Source organism: Novosphingobium sp. ZW T3_23, assembly GCF_044987305.1.
Taxonomy (GTDB): domain Bacteria; phylum Pseudomonadota; class Alphaproteobacteria; order Sphingomonadales; family Sphingomonadaceae; genus Novosphingobium.
Map to the genome: position 1 here is coordinate 56,873 of NZ_JBJDRF010000019.1, position 21,062 is coordinate 77,934.

Consider the following 21,062-nt stretch of genomic DNA (forward strand, 5'->3'; position numbering starts at 1 on the left):
CCGGGGGCCGTGAAATGCATCAGAGCGGATTGTCGAGCTTGATGATTTCTTCCTCGCTCGCGCGCTGGGTGGTCTTGAGCTGGCGCGCGGCGGCGAAGCTGTCGAGCACCGGCTTGTCGCGGGCGTAGAGATCGGTGAACGGCTTGAGTTGGCCGTCGATCGAGCGGGCGTAAGTGAAGTAGGTCAGGTAGGCCGGGAAGGTCCGGGTCATCTCGACCTTGGTATACTTGCCGGAGCGCGAGATTTCGGCCGCCTCGGTGGCCGACTTCTGCGCGCCCAGGATCGCCATGGTCATGCCCAGTTCCACGGCGCGCTCGGTGCGGATGCAGCCGTGGCTGAAGGCGCGCACTTCCGAGTTGAAATACTGCTTGGCGGGCGTGTCGTGGAAATAGATCGCGTGCGGGTTGGGCATGTCGATCTTCATCAGGCCCAGCGAGTTGTTCGGGCCCGGCTGCTGGACGACGGTGATCGTGCCGTCGCCGTTCTTGGTGCCCTTGTAACCGGCCGAGCGCGCCCAGCCGGGATTGTTCAGCACTTTCGCGCCGAGGCCTTCGCCCTTCACGATCGACTGCGGCACCGTCCAGGTGGGGTTGAACACGACCGCGCTCACCGTCTCGGCCAACTGCGGCGTCGCCGTGCGGCCGGGCTTGCCGACCACGGTCTTGTAGCTGCGGATGATCTTGTTCTTGACCACCAGGCGCAGCTGGAACTCCGGCACGTTGGTCATGAGGTAGACGTCGCCGAGGTCGCGGGCCAGCCAGCGCCAGCGGTCCATGTTGGCCTGGATCAGCGCGCGGCGCGTCTTGTTGGCCATGGGCGTGGCGTTGAGGTCCGCCTTGAGTGCGGCATAATCCGGATTGGTCGGCGCCAGCTTGGCGACCACACCGGGCACGTCGTGCTCGGAAAGCGCCTGGGCCATGATCTGCGCGGTGGGCATGAGGTCCTGATCGGGATCGACGGCGAACCACTGGACGCGCGCCGTCATCGGCGTCCGGCCGTCGCGCAGATCCTCGATCAGCCAGCCGAACACGCGGCTCGCCAGCGCGTCGAGTTCGTCACCCTCGCCCTTGGCGACGGCGGCGCGCAGGGCCGATGGCTGGTAGTCGGCGGGGATCAGGCCTTCCTTGCCGATATATTCGACGGTGGAGAGCAGCGCCTTCGCATCGGCCAGCGACCAGGCCATGACCGGCTCGGCCAGGATCGTATCCTGCACCATGGGCTGCGAAACCATGGGGACCGCGGTGGGCACGGCGACCGGCGGGACCACGGGCTGAACCGCCTGCTGGCTTTTCGGCTTCGAGGAGGCCTTGGCCGAAGGGGTTGGCGTCGCGGTCGGTTGCGTAGTCGGCAGGATCGACGTCGGCGAAGAGACGGTCTTCTTCTTGCCCGCATCCTTCTTCGCCGCTTCGGTCTTCGCTTCTGACTGCGTCTTTGCGTCTGATTGCGTCTTCGCTTGGGATTTTTGGGCCAGGGCAGGTTGCGCAACAAGACCCGTCGCCGCCACGACCGCCAGCACGCTGCAACCGATGCTCTTCAAACTCGCCATCTTGATCTGAACCCGCCCTTGGTAATGCTGGAGTGATATGGGAGGAAACGCAGCCGCGAAAAATCGGCTGCAACTGGTATCCCGCTTTGCCCCCATATAATCCTTTCTTCAAGGATTTCGCCTGTCGCTGCGATGAATTGCGTGCATTGCCGCTTGCGCGCGAGCGCTCGGGCCGCAACAGCCACCACGCGATGAGCACAGGTGCAAACCCCGATTCCCGAGATCACGGGCCCGTTCTGCCGGTGCTCGCGGTAGTGGCAGGTATCGCCACCTTCAGCGCCATGGACGCCATGATCAAGGGCGCCTCGATCGCGGTAGGGGTCTATACGGCGCTGCTTTTGCGCAATCTTTTCGGCACCCTCCTGACGTTTCCGCTCTGGCTCATGGTCGGTCGGCCGATGCCCTCGCGCCCCGTGCTGAAGGTCCATGCCCTGCGCGCGGCGATCACATCGGCGATGGCTGCACTCTTTTTCTATGGCCTCGTACGAATTCCTATGGCCGAGGGAATCGCGATTTCCTTCGTTTCTCCGATCATTGCCCTCTATTTCGCGGCGCTGGTCCTGGGCGAAACGATCCGCCCCAAGGCCGTCCTCGCTTCGCTTCTCGGCATTGCCGGGGTGATGGTGATCGCCCTGGGACGGTTCGGTTCGGGCACGTACTCGGATCAGGCGGTCGAGGGCACCATGGCCGTGCTGCTTTCGGCGGGGTTCTACGCGATGAACCTCGTCCTCCAGCGCAAGCAGGCGCTGCTTGCCGGGCCGGTGGAGATCGCGCAGTTCCAGAACCTTCTGGTTTCGTTGATTTTTCTGATCTTCGCGCCGTGGCTGCCGGTGATACCGGATCCTCACAGCCTCCTGTTGATCCTGGCCGGGGCAGCCCTGGCCACAGCCGCGCTGCTGTTCCTGTCCTGGGGCTATGCCCGCGCCGAGACGCAAGTGCTGCTGCCGATCGAATATACCGGCTTTCTCTGGGCCGCGCTGCTGGGCTGGCTCATGTTCGGGGAGCGGCTCGATCTCCCGACTGTTGCCGGTGCGATAACGATCGTTATCGGCTGCTGGATAGGTGCAAGAAACGCAAAAGTGGAGTCCTAGTCACCACGCCGCGCCCCCTTGACCTTATGGCCGCGAGCGCGCATCGGCGGGGCCGAAGAATCCGCTTGTCGCGATGCAGCACGGCGATCATTTCCGCAACCTGGGCTAGTGGGTTTCGGGATAGCTGCGCTTCAACCGTGGCACGCTCCATACAGAAGGGGATAATACCCAAATGACCCAGGTCGGACAGGACACGCTCGGCACCCGCAGCACCATGACAGTCGGCGGCAAGCAGATCGCCTACTACTCCCTCAAGAAGGCCGCCGAAAAGATCGGCGACGTTTCGCGCCTTCCGTTCTCGATGAAAGTCCTTCTCGAGAACCTGCTGCGCTTCGAGGACGGCGGCTTCACCGTCGCCACCAAGGACATCCAGGCGATTGCCGACTGGCAGAAGAACCCTGCCACGGGCGAGGAAATCCAGTACCGCCCGGCCCGCGTTCTGCTTCAGGACTTCACCGGCGTGCCCTGCGTGGTCGACCTTGCCGCCATGCGCGATGCCATCGCCACCCTCGGCGGCGACACCAGCAAGATCAACCCGCTGGTCCCCGTGAACCTCGTCATCGACCACTCGGTCATGGTCGACGAATTCGGCCATCCCAAGGCGTTCGAAGAGAACGTGGAAATCGAATACCAGCGCAACATGGAGCGCTACGACTTCCTCAAGTGGGGCTCCAAGTCGCTCGACAACTTCTATGCCGTTCCCCCGGGCACCGGCATCTGCCACCAGGTCAACCTGGAGAACATCGCCAAGACCGTGTGGTCCAGCAAGGACCAGAACGGTGAACTGGTCGCCTATCCCGACACCTGCGTCGGCACCGACAGCCACACCACCATGGTCAACGGCCTGGGCGTGCTGGGCTGGGGCGTCGGCGGCATCGAGGCGGAAGCCGCGATGCTCGGCCAGCCGGTCTCGATGCTCATCCCCGAAGTCGTCGGCTTCAAGCTGACCGGCGAACTGAAGGAAGGCGTGACCGCCACCGACCTCGTGCTGACCTGCACCGCCATGCTGCGCAAGCACGGCGTGGTCGGCCGCTTCGTCGAATACTTCGGCCCGGGCCTTGCCTCGCTGAGCCTTGCCGACCGTGCGACGCTCGCCAACATGGCCCCGGAATACGGCGCCACTTGCGGCTTCTTCGGCATCGACGACAAGACGATCGACTACCTGCGCCTCACCGGCCGCGAGGAAGAGCAGATCGCCCTCGTCGAAGCCTATGCCAAGGAGCAGGGCTTCTGGATCGACCCGGCCGCCGCCGACCCGATCTTCTCCTCGACCCTCGAACTCGACATGTCGACCGTCGTGCCCTCGCTCGCCGGCCCGAAGCGTCCGCAGGACTGGGTCGCGCTTCCCGACGTGGACGACGTGTTCAACAAGGACATGGCCGAGACCTACAAGAAGACCGCCGCCCGCGTTCCCGTGGAAGGCAAGGACTTCGACATCGGTGACGGCGACGTCATGATCGCCGCCATCACCAGCTGCACCAACACCTCGAATCCGGGCGTGCTGGTTGCCGCCGGTCTCGTCGCCAAGAAGGCCGACGAGCTGGGCCTGAAGCCGAAGCCCTGGGTCAAGACCTCGCTGGCGCCGGGTTCGCAGGTCGTCACCGACTACCTCGAAAAGGCCGGCCTCCAGTCGCACCTCGACAACATCGGCTTCAACCTCGTCGGTTACGGCTGCACCACCTGCATCGGCAACTCGGGCCCGCTCGCAGAGCCGATCTCGAAGGCGATCAACGAGAACGGCCTGGTCGCCAGCGCCGTGATCTCGGGCAACCGCAACTTCGAAGGCCGCGTCTCGCCGGACGTGCGCGCCAACTTCCTGGCCTCGCCGCCGCTGGTCGTTGCCTACGCTCTCAAGGGCACCGTGGTGGAAGACTTCACCACCACCCCGATCGGCGTCAGCAAGGACGGCAACGACGTGTTCCTCAAGGACATCTGGCCGACCAACCTCGAAGTCAGCACCACGATGAACGCCTGCGTCGACCGCGGTATGTTCCAGGCCCGCTATGCGGACGTCTACAAGGGCGACAAGCACTGGCAGGCGATCAACGTCGTCGGTTCTGACACCTACTCGTGGCGCGCCGGTTCGACCTATGTCGCCAACCCACCGTACTTCGAGGGCATGGAAATGACCCCGGCGCCGGTGAACGACATCATCGAGGCCAAGCCCCTGCTGATCCTCGGCGATTCGATCACCACCGACCACATCTCGCCGGCCGGCTCGATCAAGGCCGACAGCCCGGCGGGCCAGTGGCTGATGGAGCACCAGGTCGCCAAGGCGGACTTCAACTCCTACGGTTCGCGCCGTGGCCACCACGAAGTCATGATGCGCGGCACGTTCGCCAACATCCGCATCCGCAACGAGATGGTCCCCGGCATCGAAGGCGGCATGAGCCGCTTCGGTGAAGAGGTTCTGCCGGTCTACGACGTCGCGCAGAAGTACAAGGAGCAGGGCACGCCGATGGTGGTCGTGGCCGGCAAGGAGTACGGCACCGGTTCGTCGCGCGACTGGGCGGCCAAGGGCACCAACCTGCTCGGCGTTCGCGCCGTGATCGTCGAGAGCTTCGAGCGTATCCACCGCTCGAACCTGGTCGGCATGGGCGTGCTTCCGCTCCAGTTCAAGGACGGCGACAGCCGCCAGTCGCTCGGCCTGACCGGCGACGACGCCTTCACGATCAAGGGCGTCGCCAGCCTCAAGCCGCGCCAGGACGTGGAAGTCGAAGTCACCCGTCCGGATGGCTCGACCTTCACCTTCACCGCGCTGTGCCGCATCGATACCGCCAACGAAGTGGAATACTTCAACAACGGCGGCATCCTGCAGTACGTGCTGCGCAAGCTGGCTGCCTAAAACGCAGCCAGCCGCAAGGCTGAGAAAAAACCCCGTCCCGCGCTCACGCGGGGCGGGGTTTTTCGTTGGGCGACCGCTGCCGGACGCGCGCGCCCGACCGACCTCCGATCCCTCGTCATCCTGAACTGGGTTCAGGATCCATTTCACAGCCTGCCCCGGACAGCGGCAACAAAGCGCGGGAACGGCGTCTTGCTGATCAAGGGACAGTGCGGGCGGCGCGATGGATCCTGAACCCAGTTCAGGATGACACCGGTTTGCCGATCACGGCAGGAGCAGGACACGAAAAAGGGGTGAGCGCCCCCGACGCTCACCCCTTCTCCAGCCCGGCCAGCTTGCGCGGCTCTTGGCTGGCTGCCCCCTCAGGCGGACTTCTTGCGGGCCAGACGCTGGCGGCCGATCACTGCGGCGGCGGCGGCACCGAACAGGATGAGCATCGGCGGCGCGGGAACGTCGGTCGGCGGATCGGTAGGCGGCGGATTGCCCCCGCCGGACGAGGTCGACGTCGAGGACGAACCGGAGGTGGAGGAAGACGTCGAACTCGATGACGACGTGCTCGAAGAGGTCGAGGACGAGGTGGACGAGGAACTCGACGTACTGGTGCTGGTCGAGACGTCGCCCGAACTGGAAGACGTGGTGGTCGAGGTGATGCCGCCCGTGGTCGTCGTCGTGGTCAGGCCGCCCGTCGAACTGGAGGTGGAGGTCGAGCCGCCCGTGGTGGTCGTGGTAAGGCCGCCCGTGGAGCTGGACGTCGAAGTCGATCCGCCAGTGGTCGTCAGCCCCCCGGTCGAGGACGAGCTGGAAGTCGAACCGCCGCTGGAGGTGGACGAGATGATGACATTGCCGCCGCCAGACCCGCCGCCCCCGAAGAACCCTCCGAAGAAGCCTCCTCCGAAGCCGCCGAAACCACCGCCGCCACCGCCGATCACGGCGGGTGCGCCGCCTCCGCCGCCGGCATAGACCGGGGCCGGCGCAGGCGGGACATAAGCGGGAGGCAGCGGCACATAGGCCGTCTGCGGCATGGCCGGACGATCGATGATACGGCGCGCGCGGCTTATCTCGCGCGGCGGATCCTTGCGCACCAGCCGCTTGGCCGGGCGCACCGGCTTGGCGGTCTTGGCCTGCTTGACCTTGCGGTACTCGACCTTTTTGCTCTGCGTCTCGGCGACATGCACCGCACCGCCACCGATGATGGCGCAGCCCGCTGCGCAGGCAGACAATTTAGCGAGGGCCATCCGAACCGACATGATCGTCTCTCTCTTCGTTCCGTTCGGCCCCGCTCCCTCCGAAATATATCCCACAGGGAAAAATCGGAGCCGACTTGAACTCAACAAACGCAGAGAGAGGCTAACGGAACAATGGCATTTACCGAGATTCGACAGTGCCGATGCAGAAAATGCGTTAGTTTTCGGAGGTAACCGAGAAGCTGTGCCGAAGCGGGACTGTCGGACCGCCCATCTGTAAACGCGCCCGACAGTTTATTGCGCGAAAAACGTCCCTTGATCAGTCTCCGTCCGAATCGAAAAGGCCGCCTTGGGGACCGCCGTTGGGCGGAGTCATGCCGAGGTGCTGCCAGCCATGATCGTTGAGGCAGCGCCCCCGCGCCGTTCGCGCGATCAGCCCGAGCTGGATCAGATAGGGCTCGATCACTTCCTCGATGGTGTCGCGCGGCTCGGACAGGCCGGCCGCCAGCGTTTCGACGCCGACCGGCCCGCCCTTGTAGATCCCCGCGATCATCTTGAGATAACGGCGGTCCTGCGCGTCGAGGCCGATGGAATCGACTTCCAGCCGCGTCAGGGCATCGTCCGCGATCTCGTGGGTGATGACATCGCTGCCCGCTACATGAGCGAAATCGCGCACCCGGCGCATCAGCCGGCCCGCCACGCGCGGCGTTCCGCGCGCACGGCGGGCGATTTCAGTCGCCCCGCCCTTGTCCATGCCGATGCCCAGCAGGCCCGCCCCGCGCGTGACGACCTTTTCCAGTTCCTCCACGGTGTAGAACTGCAGCCTTACCGGAATGCCGAAACGGTCGCGCAGCGGCGTTTGCAACAGACCCTGCCGGGTCGTTGCGCCGACCAGGGTGAAGGGCGGGAGGTCAATGCGCACCGATCGCGCCGAGGGGCCCTCGCCGATGATCAGGTCGAGCGCGCGGTCTTCCATCGCCGGATAGAGCACTTCCTCGACCACGGGATTGAGGCGGTGGATCTCGTCGATGAACAGCACGTCGCCATGTTCGAGATTGGTCAGCAACGCGGCAAGATCGCCCGCCTTGGCGATGACCGGCCCGGACGTGGCGCGGAACCCCACGCCCAGTTCGCGCGCGACGATCTGCGCCAGCGTGGTCTTGCCGAGGCCCGGCGGACCGAAGAACAGCGTATGGTCCATCGCCTCGCGCCGCGACTTGGCGCTTTCGATGAAGACGCGAAGGTTGTCCTTCGCCGCCGCCTGTCCGACGAATTCGGCCAAGGTCTTGGGCCGCAGCGCCGCATCGGCGTCCTCAGGCTGGCGCGTGGGCGTGAGGATGGGGTTATCGGTCATAGGCTCGGCGTCTGTCGAGAAATGGATCCTGAAACGAGTTCAGGATGACGTGGTGTTTGGTGAAGCGGCGTGATCACCCGGCAGCCTTTTTCAGTGCCACGCGGACGAGATCGTTGAGCCCGGCATCCTCGCCCAGTTCTTCCACCGCCTTGCCGACCGCCATGCTGGCGACGGCGGGCTTGAAGCCGAGGTTTTGGAGAGCGGAAACCGCATCGGCGCTGGAGAAGCCGGCCGGTGCCGAGACGGCGCCAAGGCCCGGTGCTCCGGGCGCTGTGGGCATGCCGCCCGCCTTGTCCTTCAACTCGTTGACGATGCGGCTCGCCAGCTTCGGCCCGACACCGTTGGCGCGCGCTACCATGGCGCTGTCGCCGCCCGCGCAGGCGCGCTGCAATTCCTCGGTGGTCAGCGCCGAAAGGATCGCCAGCGCCACTTTCGAACCGACGCCCTGCACCGCCGTCAGCAGGCGAAACCAGTTGCGTTCCGCGCCGCTGGTGAAGCCGATGAGGCGCTGGTCGGTTTCGGAAACCTGCATCTCGGTATGGACGACGACCTTGTCCCCCCGGATGCCGAGATGGTCGAGCGTCCGCGCCGAACAATGGACGAGATAACCGACGCCATTGACGTCGATGATCGCCCAGTCGGGGCCGGTGTCGTCGAGCAGACCTGTAAGCTTGGCGATCATGGTTTGTTCCTATGGCAGGAACAATCGCCCCGCGCCAGCCCCGTCAAGCCATGGCTGTTGATGCGCGGCGCGGCATCGGGATCAGCGATGGCTGCCGAGCATGTTCGCATGGGTGATGGCCACGGCCAGCGCGTCCGAGGCGTCCTCGCCCGCCAGCTTCACGCCGGGCAGCAGGACCTTGAGCATGTGCTGGATCTGCTTCTTGTCGGCGCCGCCGGTGCCGACCAGCGCCTTCTTGATGACCTTGGTGGAATATTCGGCCACCGGCAGGCCAGCCCGCGCGATCGAGAGCATGGCGACGCCCCGCGCCTGGCCCAGCTTGAGCGTGGACTGCGGATTCACGTTGACGAAGACCTCCTCCACCGCGCCCGTATCAGGGCGATGGTGGAGGATCACGTCGGTAAGCGCCGCGTCCAGCTCGACCAGCCGCTCGGCCATCCCGGCCTTGGCGTCGGTGCGGATCTGTCCGTTGGCGACGTGGCTGAGGCGACTGCCGCTCTTGGCGACGATACCCCAGCCCGTGCAGGTCAGGCCCGGATCTAGCCCGATGATGATCATGCTATCCGCCTCGCAGAAGATTTGGCCCAAGCAGGAGCGAGAATGGGCGTTATCGAGAACCGGAGCGCAGCGTACTTCAGTACGTGAGCACCGGAAGCGCAGAGAACGCGCATTCGCAGCCCGGCATGGGCCAAATCAGCCGAGCTTTTCCATGACTTCGTCGGAGATCTCGTAGTTCCCCCAGACGGTCTGGACGTCGTCGTCGTCTTCGAGGGTATCGACCAGCTTCATCAACGTGCCGGCGGTGTCGGCATCGACGTCCACGGAGAGGTTGGGCTTCCACGCCAGCTTCACGCCTTCCGCTTCGCCGAGAACCTTTTCCAGTTCGCGGGCGACTTCGTGAAGGGAATCGACCGGCACCCAGATCTGGTGGCTGCCCGGATTCTCGTCGCCATCGCCCATGTCGCTTTCGACATCCTGCGCACCGGCTTCGATGGCGGCTTCGAGAACCTTGTCCTCGTCACCCGCGCTGCCGGGATACTCGATCAGGCCGAGACGCTCGAAACCATGCGAAACAGCGCCCGATGCGCCAAGGTTGCCGCCGTTCTTCGAGAACGCGGTGCGCACGTTGGTGGCGGTGCGGTTGCGGTTGTCGGTCAGCGCCTCGACGATGAGGGCGACGCCGCCGGGACCGTAGCCCTCATAGCGCACTTCCTCGTAGTTCTCGGCATCGCCCTTGCTGGCCTTGTCGATCGCGCGCTGGATGTTGTCCTTGGGCATCGACTGCGCCTTGGCCGCGTTGACGGCGGCGCGCAGGCGCGGGTTCATGTCCGGGTCGGGCATGCCCATCTTCGCCGCGACCGTGATTTCGCGGCTGAGCTTGCTGAACTGCGCCGAACGCTTTTTATCCTGCGCGCCCTTGCGGTGCATGATGTTCTTGAATTTGGAATGGCCTGCCATGGGTCCGCTCTTGCTTCGCTCGTCTGCCTGCCTGCGGATTTCCGCGAGGCCCGGTCAATGAGGTCCGGTGAATGATATGTGCCAAATGACGCAGGGCGCGCCTTACAACAGGGCGGCACCCAAGGGCAACCGCCCGTTCCCGTAGAGCCTGCTCAGGGTGAGGCGGGGCGCGGGACAGCAAGTGCCCAAACGATTTGAAAAGGAAACGGGCCTAGATTGCGCTCATGGCTACCCGGACCAACCCTGTCGCACCGCGTCCTTCTCTCGGCGTACTGCGCGAACTGCCGCATTACCTGATACGTCCGGTCATCCTCGCGCCCGTGGGACTGCGCTCGCGGGAAGGCTGGGCGGCCCTGGGCACGCTGGAGGCGCTTCATGTCGGCGGTCTGTTACTGGTGGTGCTGCCGCTGATAACGTTCTGGCAACAGGCCATGCAACTGCCGACCCCGGATGCCTTCGAGAAGCTGCCGTCAGGCTGGCTGTTGCCGTTCACGATCCTGATCGCCCCGGTGGCCGAGGAAATTGCCTTTCGCGGCTGGCAGACCGGCTATCCCCGCGCGCTATGGCTGTTGGGCGGCGGCGTGATTTTCGCGGTCCTGACCGCTTCGGCGGCAGCCACGGCTCCGCTGGTGCTGAGTGGATTGGTGCTGGTGGTGCTTGTCGGCGCGATCGGCGGCTGGATCGCACTGCGCAAGCGACGGATACCGCCAGGCTGGTATGTCGCAGCCTATCCCGCAGTGTTCTGGATCACTGCTCTCGTCTTCGCAGGCGTGCACCTGTCGAACTATCCGAGCATCTCGATGCTGTCGCTGCCGCTGGTATTGCCGCAGCTCTGGGCGGCACTGCTGCTGGGCTTCACCCGCCAGCGTATCGGCCTGCCCGCCGCGATGCTCCAGCATGCCGGCGCCAATGCGGCGACCATGCTGCTGGTGCATCTTGGTGGTTAGCGCAGGATGATATTTGTCTGGAAATTCACCTTCAGCGAACTTCCAGACAGTCCGCTCAGTCGATGCCGAGCGCCGTCTTGTAGGTGTCGAGCAACATGTCCATTTCGCGGCGGTCGTCCGGCTTCATCTTACGGATGCGGACGATCTGGCGCATGATCTTGACGTCGTAGCCGACGGCCTTGGCTTCGTTATAGACGTCGCGGATGTCGTCCGAGATGCCCTTCTTTTCCTCTTCGAGGCGCTCGACGCGCTCGATCAGCAGGCGCAGGCGATCGTCGGTGGTTTCGGCCATCGGGTAATGCTCCGGAAAAATCTGGTGTGAATCGGTATGGCGCGCGCTGATAGCGGCAGTCGCGGATTCGGGCAAAGCGGGGGGCTGTGGAAATCCTGTGCGCAAACAGCGAATAAGTGACGAAGTTGCCTCTCCGTCCCCGTTCTTCTATGAGCCCCCCGGCGCGGCGACAACGTTCCCGCCTTCGTCACCGAAATCGATTGGCGGCGGAGTTTCAAGACCGGGACGGCCCGGCAACCCGTTGAAGAAGGTTGCCGTAATGCCCTGGATTGTTCTCGTCATCGCCGGTCTGTTCGAAGTCGTCTGGGCTTCGGCCATGAAACAGTCGCACGGCTTCACCCGGCTTTGGCCCAGCGTGATCACGATCGTCGCGATGTTCGCCAGTTTCGCCCTGCTCTCCTGGTCGATGCGCGTACTGCCGCTGGGGACGGCCTACATGGTCTGGACCGGGATCGGCGCGCTGGGCGCCTTCATTTTCGGCATCGTCATGCTGGGCGAAACCGTCAGCGCCATGCGTCTTGCCGCCGCCGGCATGATCCTGATCGGACTGGTCCTGATGAAGCTGGCGAGTTCCTGAACCCCACCCTCGAAAGCGAGCGGCGCGCACTCAATGCGCCGGATCGTTTTTCTTCAGGCTTTCCTCCATGCGCGCGAGCTGCTCGGGCGTCGCTTCGGTCTGGTATGCGTCCTTCCACGCGCCGAACGGCATGCCGTGGATCACTTCGCGGGCCGCCGCCTTGTCGCCTGCGAACCCGCCGTCGCGGATCCAGTCCGCCAGGCAGTTCCGGCAAAACCCGGCCAGGCCCATGAGGTCGATGTTCTGCGCGTCATGACGGGTCTGGAGGTGACGCACGAGCCGGCGGAACGCGGCGGCGGCCACGGCGTCGTCGAGTTCGTCGATCTGGTCGTTTACGTTCATATTTCTGCCGATCGTCCTTGGTTTGTCATGCCGCCTTTGCCATATGTCGCCGAAATATCGAAAGAGAGGCAGACAGATTTTGGCAACCACCCCTCCGTTTCGCCGTTCGCCGCACCATCGCGGGATCAAGCGCCAGCGCAAGGTGAAAATCCTCGCCACGCTGGGCCCGGCCAGCCGCGACAAGGAGACGATCGCCAAGCTTCTGAAAGCCGGGGCCGACGCTTTCCGCGTCAACATGAGCCACGGCGACCACGATACCCACCGGGAAACCATCGCCAATATCCGCGCGGTGGAAAAAGACCTGATGCGCCCCGTGGCGATCCTCTGCGACCTCCAGGGCCCCAAGCTGCGCGTCGGCACTTTCGCGGAAGGCAAGGCCTTCATCCGCCACGGCGCGCACTTCACGCTGGATCGCGATCCCACGCCGGGTGACGAGAACCGCGTCTGCCTGCCCCATCCCGAACTCTTCGGCATCCTCCAGAAGGGCCAGCGCCTGCTGATCGACGACGGCAAGCTGCGCCTGGTGGTGATCAGGCCGGATGCCGATTCGATCCTCTGCACTGCCGAAGTCGGCGGCTTCATCTCCGACCGCAAGGGCGTGAACGTGCCCGACGCGATCGTCCCCGTCCCCGCGCTGACCGACAAGGATCGCCGCGACCTCGCCTTCTCGGTGGAGCAGGGCGCGGACTGGATCGGCCTGTCCTTCGTCCAGCGTCCCGAGGACGTGGCCGAGGCGCGCCGTCTGATCGGCGGGGCCTGCGCGCTGATGTCCAAGATCGAGAAACCTGCGGCGGTCGATGCGATCGATGGCATCATCGAGCTTTCGGACGGGATCATGGTCGCACGCGGCGACCTGGGCGTGGAACTCCTGCCCGAGGAAGTGCCGCCGATCCAGAAGCACATCATCGCCAAGACCCGCGCGATCGGCAAGCCGGTGGTGGTAGCCACGCAGATGCTGGAATCGATGATCACCAGCCCCTCGCCCACCCGCGCGGAAGTGTCCGACGTCGCCAATGCCGTCTACGACGGCGCCGATGCCGTCATGCTCTCGGCCGAGACGGCGGCGGGTCAGTGGCCGGTAGAGGCCGTGACGATCATGGACCGCATCGCCGTGAAGGTGGAGACCGACTCCACTTATCGCGAGCGTATCCACCTGACCCACACCCCGCCCGACGCCACCACCGCCGACGCGCTCTCCGCCTCCTGCGCGACGATCGCTGATACCCTGCCGATCGAGGGCATCATCGTCTTCACCGGCTCAGGCGGCTCGGCGCGCCGCGTGGCGCGTGAGCGTCCCGCCGCGCCGATGCTGGTGCTCACTCCTTCGCCGAAGACGGCGCGGCGCCTCGCCCTGCTCTGGGGCGCGCACGCTGTGACCACCAAGGACATCGGCAGCTTCGAAGAGATGATCGCCAAGGGCAAGCGCATGGCCCTGCGCCACGGCTTCGGTGCCGCCGGCACACGCCTGGTGGCGCTGGCGGGCGTGCCCTTCGGCACGCCGGGTTCGACGAACCTGCTGCATGTCGTGACGCTCACCGGCAACGAGCTGGATACGCCGAACTGAGGGGGCGGGCGCGGCTGAGTCATCGGGTAATAACCCGTGTGATAGGTAATAACACGTCGTCCCGGACTTGATCCGGGACCGCTGGCCGCGCCCACCCACCTACAAGTAAGCCGCCAAGTCCTCCCAAAGCGGATTGGCGCTCTCGATCAGCTCGACTTTCCACTCACGCCGCCACCGCTTGAGCTGCTTCTCGCGCGCAATAGCCTCCTGAATGGTAGCGTGAGGCTCGACCAGCACCAGTCGGTCGAGCCCATATTTCCGGCAAAATTCCGAGCCACGCCCTTCGCGATGCTGCACGATTCTTGCATGGATATCCGCCGTCACGCCGACGTAGAGCACGCCGAATTCTCGGTTCGTCATCATGTAGGTGAAGCCGCCGCTGCCCATCCGAGGCAGCGTGGCGCGGCCAGCGGTCCCGGATCAAGTCCGGGACGACGAGGACTTCAAACCTTTAATCAACCCCGCGCGCCGAACAGCGCGCTGCCCACGCGCACATGCGTTGCGCCCAGCATCACCGCTGTCTCGAAATCGTCGCTCATGCCCATCGACAGCTGCGATACGCCGTTATCCGCCGCGATCTTCGCCAGCAGCGCGAAGAACGGCGCGGCCTCTATGCCCAGCGGCGGCACGCACATCAGTCCTTCCACCGGGATCTGCGCCTCGCGCGCGGAAGCCAGCAGCGCGGGCACTTCGGAAATAGCGCAGCCGCCCTTCTGCTCCTCGGCACCGATGTTGACCTGCACGAAGCAAGGCACGCGGCGCCCCGTCCTGTCCATCGCCTTGCCCAGCGAGGCTACCAGCGAGGGACGGTCTACCGAGTGGATGCAATCGAACAGGCCCAGCGCGTCCTCGGCCTTGTTGGACTGAAGCTGGCCGACGAGGTGCAGCCGCACTTCGGGGTTTTCCTCGCGCAGCGCGGGCCACTTGGCCTCGGCATCCTGCACACGATTCTCGCCGAACGCGCGCTGGCCCTGGGCGATGAGCGGCGCGATGGCCTCTGCCGGATGCGTCTTGGAAATGGCGACGAGTTCGACCGATCCCGGCGCGCGTCCGGCGATGCGGGCGGCCTGGGCAATGCGAGCGCGAATGTCTTCGAGAGGAGTTGCTGGCTGATCCATGGCGCGCTGCTATAGCGTCTTCGTGCCGAACCGCCACCCGCCTCTTCCCCATATCTGGCTGATCAGCGATGCCCGCAACGACCACCTGCTGGAGCGGACACTCGCCCGCCTGCCACGCGGGTCGGGGCTGATCTATCGGCACTATCATCTCCCCCCCGCCGATCGGCGCGCCCGGTTCGAGGTTCTCCGCCGGATCGCGCGACGTTTCGGGCACTGCGTGGTGCTATCCGGATCGGCACGGGAAGCACGGGCCTGGAAAGCGGACGGTGCTTATGGCGCGGCCCGAAAGCTGGCCTCCGGCCCAGCAACCCTGCGTCTCGTCACCGTGCATTCCCTGCGCGAACTGGCCGCCGCCCATCGCTCCCGCGCCGATGCCGTGCTGCTTTCGCCGATGTTCCCGACCCGCTCCCATCCCGGCGCCGTATCGCTCGGCCGGGTGCGTTTCCACCTCCTCGCGGCGCGTGCCGTCGTCCCGGCGATTGCACTGGGCGGCATGACGGTGCATCGGGCGCGCACATTGCCGTCGCGGAAATGGGCCGCGATCCAGGGGCTTGCCGGTTAGCCCACAAGCCTGTTCCCGATCCATTCTTGACGGCGAGTCCCGCCACGGCGCATTATCCGAGGCCTGATCAACGGCCCGATCTTCAGGGGAATTTCCAATGGCCACCCGGCCCCTCGCACCAGGACGGCGCATCACCAAGCCGAACTGGCGCGCCGTCCTCAAGCGCTCGCTGCGCCGCGCCTCCGAATTGAGCGGGGCATTGGCGCTGTTCGCGGCCATGGCGTTCCTGGCGCTGTCGCTGGTGAGCTATCACCAGACAGACCCTTCCGCTTCCACGGCGGCGGGCGGTCCGGCGCAGAACTGGATGGGTCCGGTCGGCGCCTGGGTGGCGGAGCGGGCGCTGGTGCTGTTCGGTCCGGTTGCCGCGCTGTTCGTGCCCCTGCTCTACGTCTTCGCCCGCAAGCTCTGGCTGCTGGTGGAAGAGGACGACAACGAGATCGAGCATTCCAACCAGCGCTGGTGGCGCCCGGTGGCGGTGCTGGCCATCGCCATGACCCTGATCGCCACCGTCATGTCCATGGTGTTCACCGCCCCCGGCGGCGTGCTGCCCGCTTCGATGGGCGGCATCACCGGCCTGCTCGGCGCCAAGGGCATTGCCGGGCTTGCCGCATTCGCGCCCGAAGTGGTGCAGGGCTGGATCAAGCTCGTGCTGGCGCTGCTCTGCGCGCTTGCCGGGGTCGCCCTGATCGGGCAGGTCTTCGCGGTCGACTGGCTGCGCCTGCTGACCCTGCCCGGACGTATCGGCCGCCTCAACAAGGACGGCGCTCCTGCTCCCGCCAAGATTGCCGCCACCGCCGCCGAGCGCGCGAAGCCGGAGGACGAGGCCGAGGACAAGCCGCGTCCTGCCCGGCGCATCGATGCGCCCGCCCCCGCCGGCTTCGATGGTCCGGCCGAAAAGCCGCGCAAGGCCCCGGAAATCAGCGACCCCAAGGCGAGCCCCACGCCCGCGCAACTCAATATCGGCAATCGCCAGAAGGACATGTTCGACAAGTTCGCGCTGCCCGGCCTGGAGTTGCTGAACGATCCGCCGCCGAACTCGCAGCCGAAGATCGACAAGCTCAGCCTGGAGCGCAACGCGCGCCTGCTGGAGACGGTGCTGGACGACTTCAATGTGAAGGGCGAGATCACCGCCGTCCGCACCGGCCCGGTCGTCACCATGTACGAACTGGAGCCCGCGCCCGGCATCAAGTCCAGCCGCGTGATCGGCCTGGCCGACGATATCGCCCGCAACATGTCGGCGATCTCGGCCCGCGTCTCGTCGATTCCGGGCCGCACCGTGATGGGCATCGAACTGCCGAACGCGGACCGGCAGATGGTCTCGTTCAAGGAAATGGTCGCTTCCGAAGCCTTCGCCAACCACAAGGGCATGCTGCCGATCATCCTGGGCAAGGATATCGCCGGCGAGCCGGTGGTGGCAGACCTTGCGACGATGCCGCACTTGCTGGTCGCCGGTACCACCGGTTCGGGTAAGTCCGTCGGCCTCAACACGATCCTGCTCTCGCTGCTCTATCGCCTGACGCCGGCCCAGTGCCGCCTGATCCTGGTCGATCCCAAGGTGCTGGAACTCAAGAGCTACGACGATATTCCGCACTTGCTCTCGCCGGTCGTCACCGAACCGCCCAAGGCCGTTCGCGCGCTGAAGTGGGCGGTGGAGGAAATGGAGCGCCGCTATCGCCAGATGAGCGAGATCAGCGTCCGCAACCTCGCCAGCTTCAACGAAAAGGTCCGGGCCGCCGCCGCCAAGGGCAAGCCGCTCGGCCGCCGCATCCAGATCGGCTTCGACCCCGAGACGGGCGAGGAACTCTACGAGGACCGCCAGCTCGATTACGAGACGCTGCCGCAGATCGTCCTCATCGTCGACGAGCTGGCCGACCTCATGGTCACCGTCGGCAAGGAAATCGAAGTGCTGATCCAGCGCCTCTCGCAGAAGAGCCGCGCGGCGGGCATCCACCTGATCATGGCGACGCAGCGCCCCTCGGTCGACGTCATCACCGGCGTCATCAAGGCCAACCTGCCGACCCGCGTGTCCTTCGCCGTCACCAGCCGCATCGACAGCCGCACCATCCTGGGCGAACAGGGCGCCGAGCAGCTGCTGGGCAAGGGCGACATGCTCTACAAGCCCAGCTCCGACCCGGTGAAGCGCGTCCACGGCCCGTTCGTCTCGGACGAGGAAGTGGAGCACGTCGCCGATCACTGGCGCGGCCAGGGCAAGCCCGACTACGTCGACGCCGTCACCAACGAGCCCGAGGAAGGCTCGTTCGGCTTCGACGACCTGGACGCCACCGCCTCGGACCAGCCGGAAGAGCGCAAGTACCGGCAGGTCTGCCAATTGGTGTTCGAGAACCAGAAGGTCTCGGTCTCCTGGCTCCAGCGCCAGATGGGCGTGGGCTACAACACCGCCGCCAAGTGGGTGGAGCGCATGGAGAACGACGGCTACGTCGGCCCCGCCAACCATGTCGGCCGCCGCGACATCTATCGCGACGAGAACGGCAGCCCGCTCTGATGCGATCGGTGAGGCGCGGCCTGATGCTACTGGGCCTGCTTGCAGCGCCCGCCCTTGCAGCCGAGCCGGCGCCGCAGTGGCAGCGCCTGTTCGTGCCCAGCGTGGAAAACACGCTCGGCCGCAGCATCTATATCGACAAGGCCAGCGTCGGGCCGGGCCTGATCGGGCGGCAGTTCCGCCAGATGCAGGTGCTGCTGCGCGCCAATGCCGGTTATCCGCAAGGCACCGTGCTCTATACCGACCGCGCGGTGGACTGCGCCGGAAGCCGCGTGCTGTCCCATCACTGGCGGATCGTCCAGCCGAACGGCACGGTCCTGCGCGACTGGAGCGATGCCAGCCCCGCCGTTTCCCGCGTGCAATGGGCGGGGGAAGACGGGCTGGTGCTGAAATACGTCTGCACCGGCGTTCTGCCGCGCTGAGTAGCACGCTAAGCAGTACGTCGTCCCGGACTTGATCCGGGACCGCTGGCAATACTTGAGGCGCACCCCCGCGAGCAGGGCGCCCTGCCGAAGGTTCGGCTGATCATGGCCAGCGGTCCCGGATCAAGTCCGGGAAGACGAACAACATCCACCCTTCCGACGAATAACGCTCCCCCTCCAATCATCCAGGGTTACGCAGCGCGGCGAGAGCCTCTAAGCAGCCTTTTCACCACACCGTTTCGCTTCCGGCCCGAAAGACCCCGATGGAAGATCACACCCAGGCTTTCCTGCTGAAAGACGGCTTCCTGCTGCTCGGCACGGCATTGGCCTTCGTCCTGCTGTTCCGGCGCCTCGGCCTGGGTGCCACCCTGGGCTATCTGCTGGCAGGGGCGATTCTCGGCCCTTACGCCTTCGGTCTCGTCGGCGATGCCGAGAACAAGCTGGGGATCGCGGAACTGGGGATCACCCTGCTGCTGTTCATCGTCGGGCTGGAGCTGGCGCCGCGTCGACTGTGGCGGATGCGCAACGAGATTTTCGGCCTCGGCTTCCTGCAAGTGACGCTCTGCGGCCTCGCCGTTTCGGCGGTGATCTACTACTCGACCGGCTTCAGCGTCGCCGCCGCGCTGGCGCTGGGCCTGCCGCTGGGCCTTTCCTCCACCGCGCAGGTGCTGCCGATGCTCCAGAGCGCGGGACGGCTGAACACGCCGTTCGGAGAACGTTCCTTCGCGGTCCTGCTGTTCCAGGATCTCTCGATCATCCCGCTGATCACGATCATCGCGGCGATGAACCGCAACCCGCACTTGCCCGAGGGGCCTCCGGGCTGGATCCTGGTGCTGGAGACGCTGGCCGCCATCGTCGGCCTGATCCTGGCGGGCCGCTTCGCGATCCGCCCGTTGTTCCGCCTGATCGGCAATCTCGGCGAGCGCGAGATGTTCGTCTTCGCGGCCCTGTTCACGGTGATCGCCTCAGCCGCGCTGATGGAGGTGCTGGGCCTTTCCACCGCGCTGGGCGCCTTCATCGCCGGCGTCATGCTGGCCGATACGCCCTATCGCCACGAGCTTGAAGCCGATGTCGAGCCGTTCCGCTCGATCCTGCTCGGCCTGTTCTTCATGTCCGTGGGCATGATGCTGGACCTTTCCGCCATTGCCGAACGGCCGCTGTTTGTGGCGACCATGGCCCTGGCGCTGATCGCGGTGAAGGCTTCGGTGATCTTCGGGCTCGGGCTGCTGTTCAGGATGAACTGGCGCAGCGCGCTCGCGCTTGGCCTGCTGCTCAGCCAGGGCGGCGAGTTCGGCTTCGTGCTGTTCGCGCAGGCCCAGAACGCCTGGCTGATCGAGCCGCAGGCCGCCAGCCTGTTCAGCGCGATCGTCACGCTGTCCATGGTGACCACCCCGTTCCTGATGATGGCGACCGCGCGCATTCGCGAGATGCCCACATCCAAGGAAACCCGCGAAGGCCCCCGCAAGGACGGCGCCAGCGCGCTGGTGGTCGGCTATGGGCGCTTCGGCCAGACCGTGGCGCAAGTGCTGATCGCCGCCGAGATCCAGGTCACCCTGATCGACACTGACATCGAGATGATCGACGTTGCCAGCGGCTTCGGCGCGAAAGTCTGGTTCGGGGACGGCACCCGCATCGACTTGCTGCGCCAGGCGGGCGCGGGCCATGCGCAGATGATCGTGTTCTGCATCGACGGCGACCAGCTTTCCGAAAGCTTCCTCCGGAATGTCCACGAGGCATTCCCGGATGCCCGCATTCTCGCCCGCGTCTACGACCGGCGCGCGATGATCCGGCTGATGGATGCGCCGGTTACCTTCATGGTCCGCGAAGTCATGGAATCGGCCGTGGCCATGGCCCGCTCTGCTCTGGAAGACCTCGGCCTTTCGGTCGAACAGATCGACAATGCCGAGGAAATGTACCGCTCCAGCGACAAGGAGCGTCTCTCGATCCAGTACGAAACCGGCGACTTGCGCGCCGCCCGCGACCATATCCTGACCCAGGACCTGCGCGACGCACATTAAGCCATTTCAGGGGACCGAATAGCCCTGAAACCGCTTGATCCGCCGCAGCGAAAAGCTGGTCCGCATCGAGGAGACCCCCGGCAGGCGGGCCAGGCAGTCGCGATGGATGCGGTCGTAGTGGTCGAGGTCCGAGGCGGCGACGCGCAGCTGATAGTCCGCCGCTCCGGACAATAGGTGACATTCGAGGATATCGTCGAAATCGCCCACCGCGCGTTCGAAGCGCTCCATGGCTTCGCGGCTCTGGCTGATCAGCGTGATTTCCACGAAGACCTCCATCGACAGCCCCAGCCGCTTCGCGTCGACCCGCGCGGCATAGCCCATGATCAGGCCCTGTTCCTCCAGCGCCCGGATGCGGCGATGACAGGCCGAGGAGGACAGGTTCACTTGCGCGGCGAGTTCGGCGATGGATCGCGAGGAATCCGCCTGCAACGCTTCGATGAGTGCGCGGTCAGCCCGGTCCATGGAAAATTCTCTTGCCGTTTGTTACAAGCTTGGGAAATATTCCTGTTCGCCATTCTGACAAGGCCCAATTCGGTGAAACTTTGCAGGGCCATGGGTGTATC

General features: G+C 65.4%; 20 protein-coding genes. 9 read left to right on the plus strand and 11 right to left on the minus strand.

Annotation, left to right across the window (positions count from 1 at the left end; translation table 11 throughout):
- Positions 1 to 19 precede the first annotated feature (19 nt).
- Positions 20 to 1,546 (minus strand): L,D-transpeptidase family protein, encoded by a 1,527-nt coding sequence (locus ACI3K3_RS12135; RefSeq protein WP_404913951.1) that lies wholly within the window; start codon positions 1,544 to 1,546, stop codon positions 20 to 22.
- 191 nt (positions 1,547 to 1,737) lie between these two features.
- Between ACI3K3_RS12135 and ACI3K3_RS12140 the strand changes: the two genes are divergently transcribed.
- Complete coding sequence (locus ACI3K3_RS12140; protein WP_404913953.1) at positions 1,738 to 2,637, plus strand: DMT family transporter; 900 nt, start codon at positions 1,738 to 1,740, stop codon at positions 2,635 to 2,637.
- A 172-nt stretch (positions 2,638 to 2,809) separates the two neighbouring features.
- Positions 2,810 to 5,482, plus strand: a complete 2,673-nt coding sequence (gene acnA, locus ACI3K3_RS12145) for an aconitate hydratase AcnA (protein ID WP_404913955.1) — start codon at positions 2,810 to 2,812, stop codon at positions 5,480 to 5,482.
- A 359-nt stretch (positions 5,483 to 5,841) separates the two neighbouring features.
- Here acnA and ACI3K3_RS12150 read toward each other — a convergent pair whose 3' ends face one another.
- The 5 genes from ACI3K3_RS12150 to ACI3K3_RS12170 all read right to left on the minus strand — a co-directional run bounded on the left by ACI3K3_RS12150 (position 5,842) and on the right by ACI3K3_RS12170 (position 10,157).
- The gene (locus ACI3K3_RS12150; protein WP_404913957.1) at positions 5,842 to 6,726 is read right to left on the minus strand and encodes a PEP-CTERM sorting domain-containing protein; all 885 of its coding nucleotides are present in this window, start codon (positions 6,724 to 6,726) and stop codon (positions 5,842 to 5,844) included.
- A gap of 256 nt (positions 6,727 to 6,982) precedes the next feature.
- Entirely contained in the window at positions 6,983 to 8,017 is a 1,035-nt protein-coding gene (gene ruvB, locus ACI3K3_RS12155) for a Holliday junction branch migration DNA helicase RuvB (protein WP_404913959.1), read from the minus strand.
- Between the two features lie 73 nt (positions 8,018 to 8,090).
- Positions 8,091 to 8,699: a Holliday junction branch migration protein RuvA gene (gene ruvA / locus ACI3K3_RS12160; RefSeq protein WP_404913961.1), complete on the minus strand. Its 609-nt coding sequence runs from the start codon at positions 8,697 to 8,699 to the stop codon at positions 8,091 to 8,093.
- A gap of 81 nt (positions 8,700 to 8,780) precedes the next feature.
- Entirely contained in the window at positions 8,781 to 9,257 is a 477-nt protein-coding gene (gene ruvC / locus ACI3K3_RS12165; RefSeq protein WP_313434981.1) for a crossover junction endodeoxyribonuclease RuvC, read from the minus strand.
- Positions 9,258 to 9,392: 135 nt separating this feature from the next.
- Positions 9,393 to 10,157: a YebC/PmpR family DNA-binding transcriptional regulator gene (locus tag ACI3K3_RS12170; RefSeq protein WP_313434983.1), complete on the minus strand. Its 765-nt coding sequence runs from the start codon at positions 10,155 to 10,157 to the stop codon at positions 9,393 to 9,395.
- Between the two features lie 224 nt (positions 10,158 to 10,381).
- Between ACI3K3_RS12170 and ACI3K3_RS12175 the strand changes: the two genes are divergently transcribed.
- Positions 10,382 to 11,104, plus strand: coding sequence for a type II CAAX prenyl endopeptidase Rce1 family protein (locus ACI3K3_RS12175; RefSeq protein ID WP_404913964.1), 723 nt, complete (start codon positions 10,382 to 10,384; stop codon positions 11,102 to 11,104).
- A gap of 55 nt (positions 11,105 to 11,159) precedes the next feature.
- Here ACI3K3_RS12175 and ACI3K3_RS12180 read toward each other — a convergent pair whose 3' ends face one another.
- On the minus strand, positions 11,160 to 11,396 hold the full coding sequence (locus ACI3K3_RS12180; RefSeq protein WP_086492369.1) for a DUF2312 domain-containing protein: 237 nt from the start codon (positions 11,394 to 11,396) through the stop codon (positions 11,160 to 11,162).
- Positions 11,397 to 11,655: 259 nt separating this feature from the next.
- Between ACI3K3_RS12180 and sugE the strand changes: the two genes are divergently transcribed.
- Complete coding sequence (sugE, locus tag ACI3K3_RS12185; RefSeq protein ID WP_404913966.1) at positions 11,656 to 11,973, plus strand: quaternary ammonium compound efflux SMR transporter SugE; 318 nt, start codon at positions 11,656 to 11,658, stop codon at positions 11,971 to 11,973.
- A 30-nt stretch (positions 11,974 to 12,003) separates the two neighbouring features.
- Here the strand turns inward: sugE and ACI3K3_RS12190 are convergent, their stop codons facing one another.
- On the minus strand, positions 12,004 to 12,315 hold the full coding sequence (locus ACI3K3_RS12190) for a DUF1244 domain-containing protein (RefSeq protein ID WP_404913968.1): 312 nt from the start codon (positions 12,313 to 12,315) through the stop codon (positions 12,004 to 12,006).
- A 79-nt stretch (positions 12,316 to 12,394) separates the two neighbouring features.
- Here ACI3K3_RS12190 and pyk point away from each other — a divergent pair, with 79 nt between their 5' ends.
- On the plus strand, positions 12,395 to 13,879 hold the full coding sequence (pyk, locus tag ACI3K3_RS12195) for a pyruvate kinase (RefSeq protein ID WP_404913970.1): 1,485 nt from the start codon (positions 12,395 to 12,397) through the stop codon (positions 13,877 to 13,879).
- Positions 13,880 to 13,978: 99 nt separating this feature from the next.
- On the opposite strand, the gene ACI3K3_RS12200 is transcribed toward pyk, so the two are convergent.
- Positions 13,979 to 14,266: a GIY-YIG nuclease family protein gene (locus ACI3K3_RS12200; protein WP_404913972.1), complete on the minus strand. Its 288-nt coding sequence runs from the start codon at positions 14,264 to 14,266 to the stop codon at positions 13,979 to 13,981.
- 68 nt (positions 14,267 to 14,334) lie between these two features.
- The gene (locus ACI3K3_RS12205) at positions 14,335 to 14,997 is read right to left on the minus strand and encodes a YggS family pyridoxal phosphate-dependent enzyme (RefSeq protein WP_404913974.1); all 663 of its coding nucleotides are present in this window, start codon (positions 14,995 to 14,997) and stop codon (positions 14,335 to 14,337) included.
- On the opposite strand from ACI3K3_RS12205, the gene ACI3K3_RS12210 reads away from it, so the two are divergent.
- From ACI3K3_RS12210 to ACI3K3_RS12225, 4 genes are all read left to right on the plus strand, one after another.
- Entirely contained in the window at positions 14,996 to 15,559 is a 564-nt protein-coding gene (locus ACI3K3_RS12210) for a thiamine phosphate synthase (protein WP_404913976.1), read from the plus strand. The two genes, ACI3K3_RS12205 and ACI3K3_RS12210, sit on opposite strands and share 2 nt — an antisense overlap.
- A 97-nt stretch (positions 15,560 to 15,656) precedes the next feature.
- Positions 15,657 to 18,062, plus strand: coding sequence for a DNA translocase FtsK 4TM domain-containing protein (locus tag ACI3K3_RS12215; RefSeq protein WP_404913978.1), 2,406 nt, complete (start codon positions 15,657 to 15,659; stop codon positions 18,060 to 18,062).
- A 23-nt stretch (positions 18,063 to 18,085) separates the two neighbouring features.
- Complete coding sequence (locus ACI3K3_RS12220; RefSeq protein ID WP_404913980.1) at positions 18,086 to 18,481, plus strand: hypothetical protein; 396 nt, start codon at positions 18,086 to 18,088, stop codon at positions 18,479 to 18,481.
- Between the two features lie 263 nt (positions 18,482 to 18,744).
- Entirely contained in the window at positions 18,745 to 20,499 is a 1,755-nt protein-coding gene (locus ACI3K3_RS12225; protein ID WP_404913982.1) for a cation:proton antiporter, read from the plus strand.
- A 6-nt stretch (positions 20,500 to 20,505) separates the two neighbouring features.
- Here ACI3K3_RS12225 and ACI3K3_RS12230 read toward each other — a convergent pair whose 3' ends face one another.
- Positions 20,506 to 20,961 carry an Lrp/AsnC family transcriptional regulator gene (locus ACI3K3_RS12230; protein WP_404913984.1) on the minus strand — a complete coding sequence of 152 codons (456 nt, stop codon included), beginning with the start codon at positions 20,959 to 20,961 and terminating at the stop codon, positions 20,506 to 20,508.
- Positions 20,962 to 21,062: the final 101 nt, after the last annotated feature.

What these genes read in the sequence shown, in the direction of transcription:
- ACI3K3_RS12135 (WP_404913951.1), bottom strand. Translation starts at nt 1,546, where the DNA reads ATGGCGAGTTTGAAGAGCATCGGTTGCAGCGTGCTGGCGGTCGTGGCG.
- ACI3K3_RS12140 (WP_404913953.1), top strand. Translation starts at nt 1,738, where the DNA reads ATGAGCACAGGTGCAAACCCCGATTCCCGAGATCACGGGCCCGTTCTG.
- acnA (WP_404913955.1), top strand. Translation starts at nt 2,810, where the DNA reads ATGACCCAGGTCGGACAGGACACGCTCGGCACCCGCAGCACCATGACA.
- ACI3K3_RS12150 (WP_404913957.1), bottom strand. Translation starts at nt 6,726, where the DNA reads ATGTCGGTTCGGATGGCCCTCGCTAAATTGTCTGCCTGCGCAGCGGGC.
- ruvB (WP_404913959.1), bottom strand. Translation starts at nt 8,017, where the DNA reads ATGACCGATAACCCCATCCTCACGCCCACGCGCCAGCCTGAGGACGCC.
- ruvA (WP_404913961.1), bottom strand. Translation starts at nt 8,699, where the DNA reads ATGATCGCCAAGCTTACAGGTCTGCTCGACGACACCGGCCCCGACTGG.
- ruvC (WP_313434981.1), bottom strand. Translation starts at nt 9,257, where the DNA reads ATGATCATCATCGGGCTAGATCCGGGCCTGACCTGCACGGGCTGGGGT.
- ACI3K3_RS12170 (WP_313434983.1), bottom strand. Translation starts at nt 10,157, where the DNA reads ATGGCAGGCCATTCCAAATTCAAGAACATCATGCACCGCAAGGGCGCG.
- ACI3K3_RS12175 (WP_404913964.1), top strand. Translation starts at nt 10,382, where the DNA reads ATGGCTACCCGGACCAACCCTGTCGCACCGCGTCCTTCTCTCGGCGTA.
- ACI3K3_RS12180 (WP_086492369.1), bottom strand. Translation starts at nt 11,396, where the DNA reads ATGGCCGAAACCACCGACGATCGCCTGCGCCTGCTGATCGAGCGCGTC.
- sugE (WP_404913966.1), top strand. Translation starts at nt 11,656, where the DNA reads ATGCCCTGGATTGTTCTCGTCATCGCCGGTCTGTTCGAAGTCGTCTGG.
- ACI3K3_RS12190 (WP_404913968.1), bottom strand. Translation starts at nt 12,315, where the DNA reads ATGAACGTAAACGACCAGATCGACGAACTCGACGACGCCGTGGCCGCC.
- ACI3K3_RS12200 (WP_404913972.1), bottom strand. Translation starts at nt 14,266, where the DNA reads ATGGGCAGCGGCGGCTTCACCTACATGATGACGAACCGAGAATTCGGC.
- ACI3K3_RS12210 (WP_404913976.1), top strand. Translation starts at nt 14,996, where the DNA reads ATGGCGCGCTGCTATAGCGTCTTCGTGCCGAACCGCCACCCGCCTCTT.
- ACI3K3_RS12205 (WP_404913974.1), bottom strand. Translation starts at nt 14,997, where the DNA reads ATGGATCAGCCAGCAACTCCTCTCGAAGACATTCGCGCTCGCATTGCC.
- ACI3K3_RS12215 (WP_404913978.1), top strand. Translation starts at nt 15,657, where the DNA reads ATGGCCACCCGGCCCCTCGCACCAGGACGGCGCATCACCAAGCCGAAC.
- ACI3K3_RS12220 (WP_404913980.1), top strand. Translation starts at nt 18,086, where the DNA reads ATGCTACTGGGCCTGCTTGCAGCGCCCGCCCTTGCAGCCGAGCCGGCG.
- ACI3K3_RS12225 (WP_404913982.1), top strand. Translation starts at nt 18,745, where the DNA reads ATGGAAGATCACACCCAGGCTTTCCTGCTGAAAGACGGCTTCCTGCTG.
- ACI3K3_RS12230 (WP_404913984.1), bottom strand. Translation starts at nt 20,961, where the DNA reads ATGGACCGGGCTGACCGCGCACTCATCGAAGCGTTGCAGGCGGATTCC.